The 14,826-nt window shown below is 66.4% G+C and carries 13 protein-coding genes; 9 read left to right on the forward strand and 4 right to left on the reverse strand.

What is annotated here, in order from left to right; translation table 11 throughout:
- Positions 1-9 precede the first annotated feature (9 nt).
- Together RIE08_04510 and RIE08_04515 are read left to right on the forward strand one after the other, a co-directional pair.
- Positions 10-1,140 (forward strand): hypothetical protein, encoded by a 1,131-nt coding sequence (locus RIE08_04510; GenBank protein ID MEQ8716852.1) that lies wholly within the window; start codon positions 10-12, stop codon positions 1,138-1,140.
- Positions 1,141-1,147: 7 nt separating this feature from the next.
- Positions 1,148-2,167: an alcohol dehydrogenase catalytic domain-containing protein gene (locus RIE08_04515; GenBank protein ID MEQ8716853.1), complete on the forward strand. Its 1,020-nt coding sequence runs from the start codon at positions 1,148-1,150 to the stop codon at positions 2,165-2,167.
- Between the two features lie 48 nt (positions 2,168-2,215).
- Here RIE08_04515 and RIE08_04520 read toward each other — a convergent pair whose 3' ends face one another.
- Complete coding sequence (locus RIE08_04520) at positions 2,216-2,974, reverse strand: SDR family NAD(P)-dependent oxidoreductase (protein ID MEQ8716854.1); 759 nt, start codon at positions 2,972-2,974, stop codon at positions 2,216-2,218.
- A 262-nt stretch (positions 2,975-3,236) separates the two neighbouring features.
- Between RIE08_04520 and RIE08_04525 the strand changes: the two genes are divergently transcribed.
- The 7 genes from RIE08_04525 (at position 3,237) to RIE08_04555 (ending at position 11,116) form a co-directional block, all read left to right on the forward strand.
- On the forward strand, positions 3,237-4,244 hold the full coding sequence (locus tag RIE08_04525; protein MEQ8716855.1) for a LacI family DNA-binding transcriptional regulator: 1,008 nt from the start codon (positions 3,237-3,239) through the stop codon (positions 4,242-4,244).
- An 84-nt stretch (positions 4,245-4,328) separates the two neighbouring features.
- The gene (locus tag RIE08_04530; protein MEQ8716856.1) at positions 4,329-5,207 is read left to right on the forward strand and encodes an SMP-30/gluconolactonase/LRE family protein; all 879 of its coding nucleotides are present in this window, start codon (positions 4,329-4,331) and stop codon (positions 5,205-5,207) included.
- Positions 5,208-5,359: 152 nt separating this feature from the next.
- Positions 5,360-6,412: an ABC transporter permease gene (locus RIE08_04535; GenBank protein MEQ8716857.1), complete on the forward strand. Its 1,053-nt coding sequence runs from the start codon at positions 5,360-5,362 to the stop codon at positions 6,410-6,412.
- 60 nt (positions 6,413-6,472) lie between these two features.
- Positions 6,473-7,693 carry a substrate-binding domain-containing protein gene (locus tag RIE08_04540; protein ID MEQ8716858.1) on the forward strand — a complete coding sequence of 407 codons (1,221 nt, stop codon included), beginning with the start codon at positions 6,473-6,475 and terminating at the stop codon, positions 7,691-7,693.
- A gap of 13 nt (positions 7,694-7,706) precedes the next feature.
- Positions 7,707-9,260 (forward strand): sugar ABC transporter ATP-binding protein, encoded by a 1,554-nt coding sequence (locus RIE08_04545; GenBank protein MEQ8716859.1) that lies wholly within the window; start codon positions 7,707-7,709, stop codon positions 9,258-9,260.
- A 168-nt stretch (positions 9,261-9,428) separates the two neighbouring features.
- Positions 9,429-10,193: an SDR family NAD(P)-dependent oxidoreductase gene (locus RIE08_04550; protein ID MEQ8716860.1), complete on the forward strand. Its 765-nt coding sequence runs from the start codon at positions 9,429-9,431 to the stop codon at positions 10,191-10,193.
- A 167-nt stretch (positions 10,194-10,360) separates the two neighbouring features.
- Entirely contained in the window at positions 10,361-11,116 is a 756-nt protein-coding gene (locus RIE08_04555; protein ID MEQ8716861.1) for a glucose 1-dehydrogenase, read from the forward strand.
- Between the two features lie 43 nt (positions 11,117-11,159).
- Here the strand turns inward: RIE08_04555 and RIE08_04560 are convergent, their stop codons facing one another.
- The 3 genes from RIE08_04560 to RIE08_04570 all read right to left on the reverse strand — a co-directional run bounded on the left by RIE08_04560 (position 11,160) and on the right by RIE08_04570 (position 14,822).
- Positions 11,160-12,329 carry a cytochrome P450 gene (locus tag RIE08_04560; GenBank protein MEQ8716862.1) on the reverse strand — a complete coding sequence of 390 codons (1,170 nt, stop codon included), beginning with the start codon at positions 12,327-12,329 and terminating at the stop codon, positions 11,160-11,162.
- A 5-nt stretch (positions 12,330-12,334) separates the two neighbouring features.
- A complete protein-coding gene (locus RIE08_04565; protein MEQ8716863.1) occupies positions 12,335-13,453 on the reverse strand; it encodes a mandelate racemase/muconate lactonizing enzyme family protein in 1,119 nt (372 codons plus the stop codon).
- Positions 13,454-13,520: 67 nt separating this feature from the next.
- Positions 13,521-14,822 carry an MmgE/PrpD family protein gene (locus RIE08_04570; GenBank protein MEQ8716864.1) on the reverse strand — a complete coding sequence of 434 codons (1,302 nt, stop codon included), beginning with the start codon at positions 14,820-14,822 and terminating at the stop codon, positions 13,521-13,523.
- Between the last annotated feature and the right edge of the window lie 4 nt (positions 14,823-14,826).

The following is a 14,826-nucleotide window of genomic DNA, read 5'->3' on the forward strand; positions in this document are numbered from 1 at the left end:
GGAGGATAAGTGAACACATCGAACGCAGAGACGACGATCGAATTCTCCGAGGTCCTCGGGCGAAGGGTCCGCCTCGGCTCATGGGAAGACCAGAAGATCTCGACATACCGCAAGATCGCCGAGGCCATCGAGAACGGCGACTGGGACTTCGCCGCGGACCTCGCCGACTACTTCACCGACGAGGCGCAGGTCTGCTTCAGCCTCTACCGGCAGTGGATCAACGATCTGCGGGGCTTCCTGCGCGACAGCGGAACACCGGCCGACGAGGTGGCTGCGATCGATGCGGACGTGCAGTCCAAGCTGACCCTCCCCGACGGACGGGCGTGGAACGCCCACCGTCACTGGGACGACTACAGGGCCCGCCAGCGCGACCTCCTCGCAGCGATCTACCGCCAGCAGCGCGACGAGGGCCTCGAGGCGCTCGCGACGATGAAGGAGACGTGGCGCCAGACCCACGACCGCGACGTCGACCACACCTACGGGCTCATGTCGGCCATCCAGGAGCACTACGGGGGTCAGGGGATCGCGGACATGTACCAGCGGGTTCTCATTCCGCTGTTCGCGTGGCGCTACGGAAAGTTCGACATCGATCAGCACCCGTGGGACGAGGGCCTCGAGACGTTGATGCTCGTGGCGTGCGAGGCCATGCGGGGCCATCTGGTCGGACCGGAACGCACCGGCGACTTCGAACTGATCGAGGAGGACGACCGCTTCGTGGTGCGCTTCGACCCGTGTGGATCCGGCGGCCGCACCATCCGTGGCGACTGGATCGAGAACACGCCCGCCCGCATGGAGGCGCCCTACAACTGGGGGGTCTCCAAGGAGGAGGCCTCCTGGAACCACTACACGAAGGGCGTGTGCCTGTACTGCGCGCACTGCATCGTGTTGATGGAGGAGATCCCGATCGACCGTTTCGGCTACCCGGTGCGGGTCATCGACCCGCCCGTGTACCCCGACACCGACAGGGACCCCGCCGTGCGACAGAAGTGCCAGTGGACGATGTACAAGGATCCCACGACGGTGCCCGAGGAGGTCTACGTACGGGTCGGTCGGACCAAGCCCGACAAGTTCGGTTCGTCGAACTTCGACGCGGGGGATCTACCCGACGCCGGCGCCCTGGGCCTGCCCGGCACCGGCTGAGGTCACGATGAGAGCCGCAGTACTCAACCGCTATGGGGCACCGCTGGAGTTCGTGGAGCGGGACCCCGTCGAACCGGGGCCGGGTCAGGTCGTCGTCGACGTGGTCGCATGTGGCGTCTGCGGCAGCGACACCTTCCTGCAGAAGGGCGGGTTCGACTCCACCATGCCCATCGTCCCGGGGCACGAAGCAGCGGGAACGATCGCGCGGGTCGGTCCCGACGTCGAGAACCTCGCTACCGGGGACCCGGTCGCGATCTACTACATCGAGCACTGCGGGACATGTGAGATGTGTGAGATGGGACGGGTGAACATGTGCCTGTCCGTGCGTCGGATGGGCGTCGAGTTCGATGGAGCATTCGCCACCGAGGTCCTCATCCCGGCGCGCAACGCCATTCCGGTCCAACCCGGTGACGATCTCGCTGCCGTGGCCGTTCTGACCGACGCGGTCGCCACGCCGTACCACGCGCTGGTGAGGGTCGGTCGCGTGGAGGCCGGCGCCACGGTCGTGGTGTTCGGCGTGGGTGGAATCGGCTCCAACGCCGTGCAGATCGCCGCACACCTCGGATGTCACGTGATCGCGGTGAGTCGCTCCGAGGAGAAGTTGGAGTTGGCCTGGGAACTCGGGGCGAGCGAGACGATCCGCGCCGACGAGAACGTCGTGGAAGCCGTGCGCTCCGTCTGCGGGCCGCGCGGGCCCGAGTTCGTGGTCCAGACGGTGGGTTCGGCGACGGTCGACGAGCAGGCCGTGGCGACGGTGGGGATCGGCGGCAAGGTTCTGCTGATCGGTGCCAGCACCGACACCTTCGCCACCCGGTCGGTCGACCTCATCTGGCGCGAGGCGTCCATCCACGGGTCGCGGGGGTTCGTGCCCGATGACATCCGCGAGGTACTCGACCTCCATCGTCGGGGCCTGTTGCGCAGCGACCACCTGACCTCGGTACAGAGGCCACTCGACGAGGCCAACGACGCCCTGGCCGATCTGACGGCGGGCCGGGTGTTGCGGTCCGTCCTGCGTCCGAACGGCTAGGAACCCCGCGCGCCGGACTGGCGCCCGGCGCGACCACCGCGACTCGGTTCAGAGCCAGTCAGGTCGGTGGCGCATTCCCTGGACGGTCCAACCACCGTCGACGACGATCGTCTGGCCGGTGATGTAGGACGCCTCGTCACCGGCCAGGAAACGTACGACTCGGGCGATCTCATCGACGTCGGCCAGCCGGCGCATCGGGATCTCGTCGGTGATCCACTCCACGCTCGTCGACCCGTCGTCGAAGCCCTGCTGGACGAGCTTCGTCAGTGTGGATCCGGGCGCCACGGCGTTCACCCGGATCCCCTGCTCGGCGACCTCGACGGCGAGCTCCCGCGTGAAGGCGCTGATGGCACCCTTGGCCGCGGTGTAGGGGCCGCGTCCCGGCACGCCGACGATCGCAGCTGCTGATGAGATGGAGACGATCGCACCCCGCCCCTGGTCTTCCATGAATCCGAGTGCGAGGGCGCTGCAGTTGAACGTTCCTCCGAGATGGACGTCGAGCACCTTCTGCCAGGTTGCCGGGTCGAAGTCGCGGGTGCGTCCGACCGCCTGCAGGCCGGCGTTGTTGACGAGGATGTCGACGGTGCCCTCGACGGCGCCGATGTCAGCGAACACGGCGTCCATGGCGCCCCGGTCGGCGACGTCGCCGGACAGGTAGCGCACGCCTTCGCGACCTTCGTCCGGCGCGATCAGGTCGATCGAGACGACGCGGGCGCCCTGTTCGGACAACGCCCGAACGACGGCGTCCCCGATCCCCCTCGCCCCGCCGGTGACCACGGCGACCCGGTCCGAGAACTCTCCAGCCATTTCTGTGCACCCCCTGCCCTCGCCTCCCACGAACGGAGATCATGGCGAGGGGCTTTCGGCAACGATTCCGGCAATGTTACCATCGTGGTGACAACCAGAACGGGAGCTCCGGGGTCCAACTCCGGGTCGACGGGGCCCGATCGCGTCACGGGTAGGGTCACCTGCCGCCACGTGGCCGAGATTCCGCGCCGGCGACATCACCTGACGCCGCAGGTCGCCGATCGGAGGGACGATGAGAAGTCGTAGGCGCTCGGGACCGAGTGTGAACATCAAGGACGTCGCGAGTCATCTCGACGTCTCCCCTTCGACGGTTTCGCGCGTTCTCAACGACCATCCCGACGTCAGCGACGCCATGCGTGATCGGGTCATGGAGGCCGCCCGGGAACTCGGCTATCAGCCCGACTTCCTCGCCCAGAGCCTGCGCGGAGGTTTCACCCGCACCATCGGCTTCGTCCTGCGCGACCTGTCGAACCCGATCTTCGCCGACATCGTGAAGGGGGCCGAGACGACCCTGCGTGATGCCGGGCACGCTCTGATCCTGGCCAACTCCGAGGGCGATCCCGATCTCGACGTCCGCAACGTGCGGATTCTCGACCAGCGCCGTGTCGACGGGATGTTGCTGTCCCTGCAGTCCGAGTCCCGCGAGGACCTGCGCAGGACCGTGGAGGAACTGGAGATCCCCATCGTCCTCATCGATCGCGACATCCCCCACGCCGACGCCGGCGCGGTCTTCTGTGACCACCGGTCCGGCGTTCTCGCGGCGACGGACCACCTACTCGAGCTGGGTCACCGCCGCGTCGCGTTCATCAGTGGCCCCCGCGACATCCGTGCGACCCGTGAGCGCCTGGCCGGCTACCAGGAGGCGTTCCGGAAGCGGGGGCTGGAAGAAGACGATCATCTCGTCCGGCTCGGGTCCTACGCCCGGGAGTTCGGTCATGCCGAGACACTGGGGCTCATGGCGCAACGTGATCGCCCCACAGCGGTCGTCTCCGCCGGGGTTCAGGGCACGGCCGGGGTTCTCGCAGCGTGTCGGGAGCTGGGCCTGGCCCTCGGACGCGACTACTCGCTCGTGTCATGCGACGAGATCGACTTCATGAGCTTCGTCGATCCGCCCATCAGTGTCGTGCGGCGTGACGCGGCCCTCATCGGCCGGATGGCCGGCGAACTCCTTCTGGAGATGGTCGTCGGTGGAGAAGGAGCACGCCAGGTCGTGCTCCCGACCGACTACGTCCCCCGAGGTTCGTCGGCCAACCCTCCCTCGTCGACCTAGGGCATCAAACCGCGCTTCTCCTGCGCCGTTCTGTTGGCGTTGGTATCGTTACCTGCAACGTTGCCGGAGCATGGGGGTGCTCAGATGGACACGACGGTCACCACACTCGCAACAGGGATCGGACATCCGGAGGGTCCCGACGTGCTGCCCGACGGTCGGATCGTCATGGTCGAGACCTATACCGGGAAGATCCTGGTCTGGGGCGAGGACACCGGTGTCGAGGACTACGTGATCTGCGACGGAGGCCCGAACGCGTGCATGCTCGGGTCCGACGGCGCTGTCTACATCACCCAGAACGGCGGGACCGTCGGCGAGTGGAAGGCGGACGTGATGTCTGTTCCCTCGATTCAACGCGGCTGGCCCGACGGGCGGTGCGAGATCGTCGTCAGCGAGGTCGCCGGTATCCCGCTGCAGGCCCCGAACGATCTCACCTGGGGGCCCGACGGCCGTCTGTACTTCACCGATCCCCCTGACTACACGCCCGAAGACCGCGGGATCGGTCGTGTCTTCGCGGTCGCGCCCGACGGGGAGGGTGAGCTTCTCGAGGAAATCCCGGAGGCGTATCCGAACGGCATCACAGCGGAGCCGGACGGTTCGATCATCTGGGTCGAGTCCTATGAGAGTGGTGTCTACCGGAAGCGACCGGGCGAGCCATCCGAACTGCTGTGCCGTCTGCCCGAAGGGCACGTTCCCGACGGCCTGAAGATCGACGTGAACGGCAACCTCTGGGTGACGACCTTCATGGGAGCCGTCATCGATGTGCTTGCACCCGATGGCACGCTGCTGAAGCAGGTCGCGTGCGGGGGAGTCCCGCTCAACTGCGTTTTCAAGGGAACCGACCTCTACATCACGGACTTCGGTGACATAGACCACATCCCGCCCGGAGCCTTCATGGGCGGCCGCCTCACGCGCATCGACGCCGGCGTCGAAGGCAGGCCACTGTTCCGGGGCGCACTCGCGTGATCGATGTCACCAGCAGGGTTGCGCGGTCGACCACCGGCGCCTCGCGCGGCGAGGGACGGTTTCTGACCGCCGCACGTCTTCCTTGACTACCAGGTCGTGAATGGTAACGTTGCCGGAATCAATCCCGAACACCTGAAGAGGTTGAACTGCCGGTGACCGACTTCGGCGAAAGCGGGGGCTCCACTCGCCGGCCGGTGCCGCTCGCTCGCGTCGAGTCGATGCGCCGTCTGGCAAGTCGGCTCCCTGAGGAGATCGGCGTAGCAGTGGCGCTGGTTGCCCTCACCGCGTTCATCGGCTGGCGGCGGCCGCTCTTCATCAGGTCCGACAACCTCATCAACCTCGCCACCAGTAGCGCGTTCTGGGGCATGCTCGCGTTGGGGATGGTCTTCCTACTTGCGATACGGGAGATCGACCTTTCGGTTGGCTGGGCATTCAACTTCTCCGCTGTCGTCTGCGCTCAACTGATCGTCTCGGGCCTGAATCCCTTCGTTGCCGCGCTTGCGTCGATCCTCTTCGGCGCTGTGCTCGGAGCCGCAAACGGGATGCTGTCGGTTCTGATGGGCGTACCTGTCCTCATCGTGACCCTCGGAACATTCTCGGTGTTCCAGGGCTTGTCGCTCGTCGTCAACGACTCAGCTGCGGTGGTCCCCTCCCCTGAGACGAGGGAGGGTGCGTACTTCGACCTCGTCCGCTACAAGCTCTTCGGGGAGATCCCGTTCGTGCTCATGGCGCTCGTCACCACCGCGGTGGCACTACAGGTGCTCCTCCATCACACTCGGTTCGGCTACCGCGTACTGGCGGTGGGCAGCAACCCCGAGGCCGCCATGCTCGCTGGACTACCGATACGTCGGATAACGGTTCTGGTCACTGCGATGGTGGGTGCTCTTGCAGGGTTCTCCGCTGCGCTGTTCGTCGGCTTCCGCGGCGCAGTCGACCCGAACACGGGAAGTGAGTTTCTCCTCATTGTCGTGGCGGCGACGATCATCGGTGGCACACCACTGTCCGGAGGCTCCGGAACCGTCGTCGGCGCACTGCTCGGCGTCCTGATCATCGCTGTTATCAACAGCGGAATCATCTTTTTGGGCGTCGAAGCGACGTGGAGTGCGTTCGTCACAGGAACGGTAATCCTGGTGGCGGTCGGCATCGACCGGGTCCTTCGAGTACGCCGAGCCCGCTCGGCCGTCCAGTACCGAGACGGATTCTGAGGTCAGGCGCTTCAGGAGGAGAGCCGGGACCAGCGCTCGCCAAGAGAAAGTAGAAGGTGCATGACCAACAGAAACAGTTCCAAGAGGTGGCGGGGCATAGTCGCGCTGTTCCTCGTCTTCGCAATGTTCGCTGCGGCGTGCGGAGATGACGACGACGACAGTGGGGCCGCAGACGGTGCAGACGAACCGTCTGACGGTGCGGGTGACGGGGACGGCGCTGATGAACCGTCTGACGGCGCTGACGACGGAAACGGCGCGGGTGACGGAGACGGCACGGACGAACCGTCTGACGATCTCACCATTGCGTTCGTCACCCACGTGATCGGCAATCCGTTCATCCAGCAGATCATCGACGGCGCTGAAGCCGCCGCGAGCGACCTGGGGGTCAACCTCGAGGTGACCGGGCCTGCGGGCGGCGATGCCGATGCTCAACTGGTCGCGGCGCAGAACCTTGTCGCGGCCGGCGCCGACGGTCTCGCCATGTCGGTCCCGGGGTCGTCGATCGCGTTCGGCGTCAACGAGATCATCGACGGTGGGACCCCCGTGGTCACCTTCAACCTTCTGGACACCTCGGTCGAGGCGCCCTACGTCGGGGAGCGGTCAGTGGAATCGGGCCGCATTCTCGGCGGTCTGGTGCTCGAGGAGCTGGGCGGTGCCGAGGCAACTGGCACCGCGATCATCGGAAACTGTTTCCCGGGCTTTCCAGTCCTCGAGAATCGAGCAGCTGGTGTCGAGGAGGCGCTCCGGGCAGCACCTGGACTCGAGGTGCTCGGACCCTTCGACGTGAAGGTCGAAGTCACGGAGAACTACGCGGCGTGGGAGGCGCTACTGGCAGCGAATCCCGACGCGAAGGCGCTCGTGGGGCTGTGTGCTCCCGATGTCGCGAGTCTCGGCCAGCTCAAGGCCGCCAACCCGGATTCCGAGTTCATCGGCGCGGGCTACGACCTGACTGCAGAGAACCTCGCAGAGATCGAAGCAGGTCGAGCGTTCGCGTCCGTTGGGCAGACGCCCTTCATGCAGGGATACCTGCCTGTATTCATGCTCGTCGACAACCTGCGCAATGGGACTCCCCTCGAGCAGGGGTTCGTCGATGCCGGGACGCAGGTCCTCACGATCGACGGTTCGATCGAGCCTTACGGTCTGCCGTCCCTGTCGTTCAGCGAGGTCCAAGAGCTGGCAGGCTCACCTGAACAGACGCGGGAGTTCTACCAGACTCTCGTTGACAACGTGATCCCGACTTGGAGCGATCTGATCGAACCGATCGAGAACGAAGCCCAGTAGAAGTAGAACTGTCGTGAACTCCCCGGCTGCGGTCCTGGTCGCTACGGACCTGAAGAAGCGCTATGGCGGCGTGCAGGCCTTGCGCGGCTTGTCGCTCGAGGTCGTAGCCGGGGAGATTCACGCCATATTGGGTGAGAACGGTGCAGGCAAGTCGACTCTCATGAAGATCCTCGCCGGCGCCGAACGGCTGACCTCCGGTTCCATCGCGCTCGATGGCGTGGAGGTCGAGATCAGGGACACCAGGATGGCGGAGTCGGCCGGTATTGGAATCGTCCACCAGGAGCTGAGTCTCTTTCCGGACCGGTCCGTCCTGGCGAATCTCATGGTGGGTCAGGAGAAGACACGTTTCGGTCTGATCTCGCCAGCGGCGATGCGCGAGAGCGTCAGGGACGTAGCGGAGGTCTTCGGGCTCACTGATCATCTGCGTGACCGGCTCGCGACTCTTCCACTCGGCAAACAGCAACTGGTCGAGCTCGCTCGTGTTCTCCTGCGGAATCCGAGAGTCTTGATTCTGGATGAGCCGAACTCAGCATTGAGTGAAGAAGAGACAGCCGTCCTGTTCGGGATCCTGCGGGACCTGCGGGAGCGGGGCACAGCGATCCTCTACGTGTCGCATCGCCTCGAAGAGGTGTTCGATCTGTGCGATCGGGTCTCTGTGGTCCGCTCCGGAAAGAACGTACTGACGGCCTCGATTGCGGACCTGAGCCTCGGAGAGGTCGTTCTCGCGATGACCGGCTCGGCCCAGGGCCAGAACTTTCCACCTCTACCGCCAGCTCCTCCGGACGGCGCGCCGCCCGCGCTGACCCTGGCTGGTCTGCGCGTGCGAGAGACGGTGCGCGGAGTCGACCTCGAAGTCCGCCGTTCCGAGATCATCGGCCTCGTCGGACTGGACGGTGCCGGTGTGTCGACCCTGCTCGCCACCCTGTTCGGGGTGGTCCGGACGAAGAGCGGGGCGATCGTGATGCACGACGGTGGAAAGGCGCCTCGATCGCCCGGCGATGCTGTGCGGCGCGGGGTGAGTCTGGTCCCCGCAGACCGCAAGACGCACGGGCTCATGCTCCAGCGATCGATGACCGAGAACATCTTGCATGTGACTCGCGGCGCCACCTCCTCTACCCCGACCTTCATCAGCCGTCGTCGATCGAACATGGCGGCTGATGCTCGAGCCTCGTCTCTCATGGTCAAGTACGAGTCCGTTGTTCAGCCCGTGTCCGGGCTCTCGGGGGGGAATCAACAGAAGGTCGTCCTCGCGAAGTGGCTGGAGGCTGAACCCGAGGTCTTCCTCTTGGATGATCCGACTCGTGGCGTCGACGTCGGTGGAAAGTATGAGATCCATCAGATCATTGCCAGCCTCGCCGAACAGGGAGGCACTGTTCTCTTCCGCTCGAGCGACCTTGCAGAAGTTCTCGGCATGTCGCACCGCGTCGCCGTTTTCCGCCGCGGAGTGGTTGTCGCCACGGTTGCGTCAAAGGACACCTCCAAGCCGGAACTCCTCGCCATCATGAACGGGGGCGGCCAGGAAGGACTGAACGCGGAGCGACCCGCAGATCAGCAGGGATCTCGATGATGTCGTCGACCGGGAAGGCAACTGCGTGGTGACCGACGTGCGGCGAGTCGAATGCGGGCGCGTCGTGGAAGCCGACTCAGCAGCCACCGAGGCCCCGTCACAGCGTTGCTCAGCGGTTGTGACCGCCTGGGCCAGAGAGCCGAACTCAACAATGCAAGGGAGCTGGAAGTGATCGATCTGACAGGCAAGCGAGCGATGGTGAGCGGGGCAGCGTCGGGGATCGGACGAGCCGCTGCCGTTCGTCTGGCGACGTGCGGAGCCGATGTCGTCGGGATCGACGTCGACGCGACGGGTTTGGAGGACCTCGCCGGTGAACTCAGCGCGATGCCCGTGCGCGTTCACACGTCTGTGGTGGACGTTACCGACGAGGAGTCGGTCAGGCTCGCGGTGGACCATGTCCGGTCGGAGTGGGGGGGGCTCGACATCGCTGTCATCAACGCAGCGGTCTTCCTCAACGGACAGGATGCGCCGGCTCATCAACTCGAATCCGAGGTCTGGAACAAGACAATCGCCGTGAATCTGAGCGGCGCCTTCCACCTCGCCAAGCACGCCCTCGCGGTGATGGTGGAGAACGGTTCCGGATCGGTCATCCTCACAGGGTCCCCGACAGGGATGCTCGGGGTCTCGCCGACCTTCGACGCGTACAGCGCCAGCAAGGGCGGCGTCCACGGCCTGATGCGCGTGCTCGCTGCGGACTACGCGCCACTCGGAATACGAGTGAACTGCGTCGTTCCCGGGTTCACCGATACGGCATCGACGGCGTTCATAATGAACGATGACGAAGCTCGCGACGCGCTCGTGGCGACCATACCCCTCGGTCGACCGGGCACTGCCTGGGAGGTGTCCGCAGCTGTGGCGTTCCTTGCATCTGACGAGGCGTCGTATGTGACGGGCTCCTTCTGTCATGTCGACGGAGGAATCACCGCCGTGTGACTCCGCGTCGAGAGATGCCCGCGGAGATTGCACAGCGCCTCGGCGTTCCGGCGACGGCTCGGCGAGTTGGCGACCGCTGGACGGAGTGGCCGCCTCGTTGAAGGGCACTCGACGCACGTTGCGCAATACATGGGTTCCGAGTGCCGGAGCCTTCGAAAGGAGACCCGATGTCCCAAGGTGTTCTTGAAGGAAAGACAGCCCTCATCACCGGAGGCGGTGGTGGCATCGGCCGGGGAATCGCCGAGGGCTTCGCCCGGGCCGGTGCGGAACTCGTCCTCGTCGGTCGCTCCGAGGCTGCGGCCAGCGCAGCGGCTGAGATCAGCGCGAGCGGGGCGTCGGCCAGCGCCATCAGCTGCGACGTGGCCGATCGCGCCGACCTCGACGAGATGTTCACGGAGACGCTGCACCGCCTCGGCCACCTCGACATCCTCGTCAACTGCCACGGCACAGCCGTCGCCAGCCCCACGATCGACCACGACCTCGAGGCGTGGGACCGCACTCTCGAGGTCAATCTCACCTCGGTCTTCACGCTGTGTCGCCTGGCCGGGACCCACATGGTCGAGCGGGGCTCGGGAAAGATCATCAACATCGCGTCGATGTACTTCTTCTTCGGGGGAGTGAACGTTCCCGCCTACACCGCCAGCAAGGGTGGCGTGGCCCAACTCACCAAGGCCCTCTCCAACGAGTGGGCGGGGCGCGGAGTGAACGTCAACGCGATCGCGCCGGGGTACATCCGCACCGAACTGAACCGCCACATCTGGGAGGACGAGGTTCGCAGCGCCGAGATCCTGGGCCGGATCCCGTCAGGTCGATGGGGCGAGCCCGCTGACATGGCTGATCCCGCGGTGTTTCTCGCATCAGATGCCGCCCGCTACGTCCACGGCATCGTCTTGCCCGTGGACGGCGGATTCATGGCCCGCTGAGAGTTCGGCGGCGGGCGGCACGGCCGCCACGTCGAGGAGTCGGTCACCGCACCGAAACCGTCGCGGGAACAGACGCCGGACTGCGGTTGTCACCGCGGGGCTTCCAGCTGATCTCGCCCGGGTCGACGGTCAGCGAGCCGACGCTCGCCACGAGCACCTCGAGCATCACGGTGAGCTCGAGTCGGGCCAGATGAGCACCCAGGCAGAGGTGAGGTCCCGCGCCGAACGTCAGGTGCGGGTTCGGGGAACGGTCGAGGCGACATTCGTCGGGCTGTTCGAAGACCTCGGGGTCCCGATTGGCGGACCCGTACCCCATCGCCACCGCCGCGCCCGCCGGGATCGGGCAGCCCGCCATCTCGACATCACGGGTCGCGTCACGGGCGAGCAGCTGCACCGGAGCAGCGAGCCGCAGGAACTCCTCCACAGCGACGTCGAAACTCTCGGGTTCCAGGCCGCGCAGTTCGTCGAGGAGACCCGGCCGGGAACCGACGAGGGCGAGGGTCTGCGCCATGGCACTCGCGGTGGTCTCGTGGCCGGCGATCAGAAGGATCCGACAGAACGAGCGGACATCGTCGTGACTGAGTGGCACGCCGTCGATCTCGGAATCCAACAGCATCGTGATGAAGTCCTCCCGGGGTGATGCCGCCCGCTCCGCCACGAGGTCGTCGATGTACGCGTAGTACTCCCCGGTGGCCCTCGCGACGACATCACGATCGCCTGTCACGTCGAACATCGCCGTCACCCATGCGACCCAACGGTCACGGTCCTCGTCGGGCAGGTCCATGAACGCTGCGAGGCTGGCCACCGACATCGGCTGCGCGAAGTCGGTCACGAGGTCGACGCTCCCTTTTGCACACATCTCCTCACAGAGTGCGGTGGCGTGGCGCCGGAGAACCGGCCTGAGGTCCTCGATCCGACGACGCCGGAAGACGGGACTGACGAGTGCCCGGTAGGCCGTATGGGCCGGCGGGTCGAGTTCGATCGGCAGATCCGGCTCCGTGCGATCGTGCGTCGAGGGGATCGCCGTGGCGTTCGGGCGGGCCGACGAGAACGTGTGCCAGTCGATCAGCGCTGCGCGAACGTCACCGTGACGGGTCAGGAGCCAGAAGCCCCCGTAGGCCTCGGACCGCACGACCGGGCCCTCACGGCGTGCCCGCTCATAGAACGGGTACGGATCGGCGACGAACGCCGGGTCGTGATGATCGAAGCCCACTACACCTAGCGGTCCGCGCGATGGTGCTCGATGAAGTCCTGATCGAGTTCCCAGCCGAAACCGGGACCGTCAGGAAGGATGAACTGGCCGTCCTCGAGAGCCGGGCGATTGGCGAGCATCTCCCAGAAGATCGGGTCACGCTCACGGTCGAAGGCCTCGACGTAGGTCCCGTGGGGGATCGACGCGAGCAGGTGGGAGGCGACCTGCGCCTCCTCGTGATGGCCCATCTCCACCCCGAAGGAGTACGCCAACGCCGCAACCCGACGCCACTCGGTCGGCCCGCCGCCCCACGAGGCGTCGTAGTTGGAGACGTCGATCGCCGCGGCCTCCATCAGGCGGCGCATCCCGGCGTGGGTGAACTCCATCTGACCGGCGGCCGTCGGCACCCCGGCCTTGGCCCTGACGTCGCGGAGTCCCTCGTGGTCGTTGGGCCACAGGCACGGCTCCTCGAACCACCGGAGTTGGACGAAGTCCTCGGCGCGGCGGACGAACTCGACGGCCTCGGCGACGGTCCATGCCTGGTTTGCGTCCACCACGAACTCGAACCCCTCGGGCGCCGAGTCGACGGCGCGTCGCAGGCGGACGATGTCCTCGGCCGGGGTGAGCTTGCCGATCTTGAACTTCATGCCGACCATTCCCTCGTCGACGAAGAAGGCGACCTCCTTCTCTATCGACGCCGGGTCGGTCGTGTAGTAGCCCCCGATTCCGATCATCGGGAGCCGGTCCCGGTAGCCGCCCCACAGGCGGTAGAGGGGGACGCCGACGGCCTTGCCGACGAGGTCCCACAGCGCCGAGTCGATACACGCGATGGCCTGCACCGCGTGCCACCGGTTCCGCAGCTGGTCCTTGAGGATCACGCTCATCGCGTCCCAGCACTTCTCGGTCGCCATCGCGTCCATGCCCGTGACGATCGGCGTCAACTCCTCCCGGATGATCTGGAGGATCTCGGCCTGGGGGAGATCCTCGTCGGCGTTGTAGATCTCACTGACGAGCCCCCCTCGGGTACGGATCCGGGTCAGGATCGTGCACCGGTTGGGCATCTGGTAGTGGCTTCCCTGGTAGAGGCGGGCCAACTCGACGCGGATCGGGATGACCTCCACCGACTCGACGGTCAGATCGTTCACTCATTCATTCCTTTCGGCAACGATTCCAGCACAGGGCGTTGATGTTTCTCGGGGTTCTCGGAGACGGTCACGGCGACGAGACCGTCCCGCCGGCGACGGCGAGGAACTCCGCGACGGGCGCGTCCACGTGTTCGAGGCCGTCGAAGACCGCGCGGGCACGGGCCTCGTCGGGCCACGCAACCAACTCGACCGAGCGTCTCAGGAGTTCGTCGTCGGTGAGTGGGTCATCGGGATGACCCCGGGGTACCTCGCAGGTCACAATCCGCGTGGTGCCATCGATCATGTCGACCGTGACCCGGGCCCCGATCGAGCCGACCGGCGGAGAGGTCGCCACGATCTGCACCCGCTCCGCGAGGTCACGGACGTCACCGTCGAGAGGCCACGGGAACTCCTCGATCGCGAGGGCGCCGGTCGCGGTCACCGCGGCGACCGTCGCGAAGTGCCACTTGGCATGTCGGACGCCGGTAGGAACGCCCCGATGGTCGGCGCCGAGGAAGGCCTCGGGTACCTCGACCCGCATCGATCGCACTTCGCGGGGGTCCGCGGGAGGCAGTGACAGGAGCGCGTCGACCATCGTGTGGGTGAAGCCGGAAACGGGGTGGCTGCGCACGGTCGTTTCGGCGATGGCGGGCGAGGCGGGCTCTGCGAGACTCCCGGTGTCGAGTTCGATCCCCGTCGCAGTCGCGAATCCGACGTCTCCGTCCAAGGGGCGCCCGACCGGAGTCGAACCACTGAAGCGGGCGGCGACGACACCGGCGACGGCGGCATGGGCCCGATGGGCGACGGCCGTGTCGGACAGCTCGGCGAGCGCCTGACGGGTCCCACCGATGATGGACGACGCGGCACGCATGACTCCTTCGAGGTCCGCCGAAGGCCCGTCCGACAGTGCGGCGGCCACAGCGGCCGCCGCGACCGTTCCACACGTGGTGGTGGCGTGGAAAGACCGCCGATGTCCGGGACCGAGGAGGCGCGACATCCGCACCGCAACCTGGTAGCCCACACAACCTGCATCGAGGACCTCGCCGACGGTCGCTCCCGCAGCTTCACCGACACCGAACGCGACCGGCCAGACGATCCCGCCCGCGTGCACCACCGCAGACCAGTGCAGATCGTCGCGATCCAGCAGATGGCAGGTGGCCGCGTTGTATCCGATGGCGTCGAGCAGGGCGCCTTGACGGCCGGTACCGATGAGTCCGATGGCCCCGGGCTCCACGGCGGCCCAACGATCCGGCGCCCGGGCGGCGCCCGCGACCATGCACGTGAGGGCGTCGAACGCGGCCCGCCGCGCGGGGGCGCGGAGAGACTCACCCGCGAGATCGCGAGCGACAGCGTCGGCGATCTCGACCGTCGCGTCGACCACGACCGTCACAACG

Source organism: Acidimicrobiales bacterium, assembly GCA_040219085.1.
Taxonomy (GTDB): Bacteria; Actinomycetota; Acidimicrobiia; order Acidimicrobiales; family JAVJTC01; genus JAVJTC01.

Excerpts from the sequence above, each read along its gene's own strand:
- RIE08_04555 (MEQ8716861.1), top strand. The coding sequence starts at position 10,361 with ATGTCCCAAGGTGTTCTTGAAGGAAAGACAGCCCTCATCACCGGAGGC.
- RIE08_04520 (MEQ8716854.1), bottom strand. The coding sequence starts at position 2,974 with ATGGCTGGAGAGTTCTCGGACCGGGTCGCCGTGGTCACCGGCGGGGCG.
- RIE08_04530 (MEQ8716856.1), top strand. The coding sequence starts at position 4,329 with ATGGACACGACGGTCACCACACTCGCAACAGGGATCGGACATCCGGAG.
- RIE08_04540 (MEQ8716858.1), top strand. The coding sequence starts at position 6,473 with ATGACCAACAGAAACAGTTCCAAGAGGTGGCGGGGCATAGTCGCGCTG.
- RIE08_04515 (MEQ8716853.1), top strand. The coding sequence starts at position 1,148 with ATGAGAGCCGCAGTACTCAACCGCTATGGGGCACCGCTGGAGTTCGTG.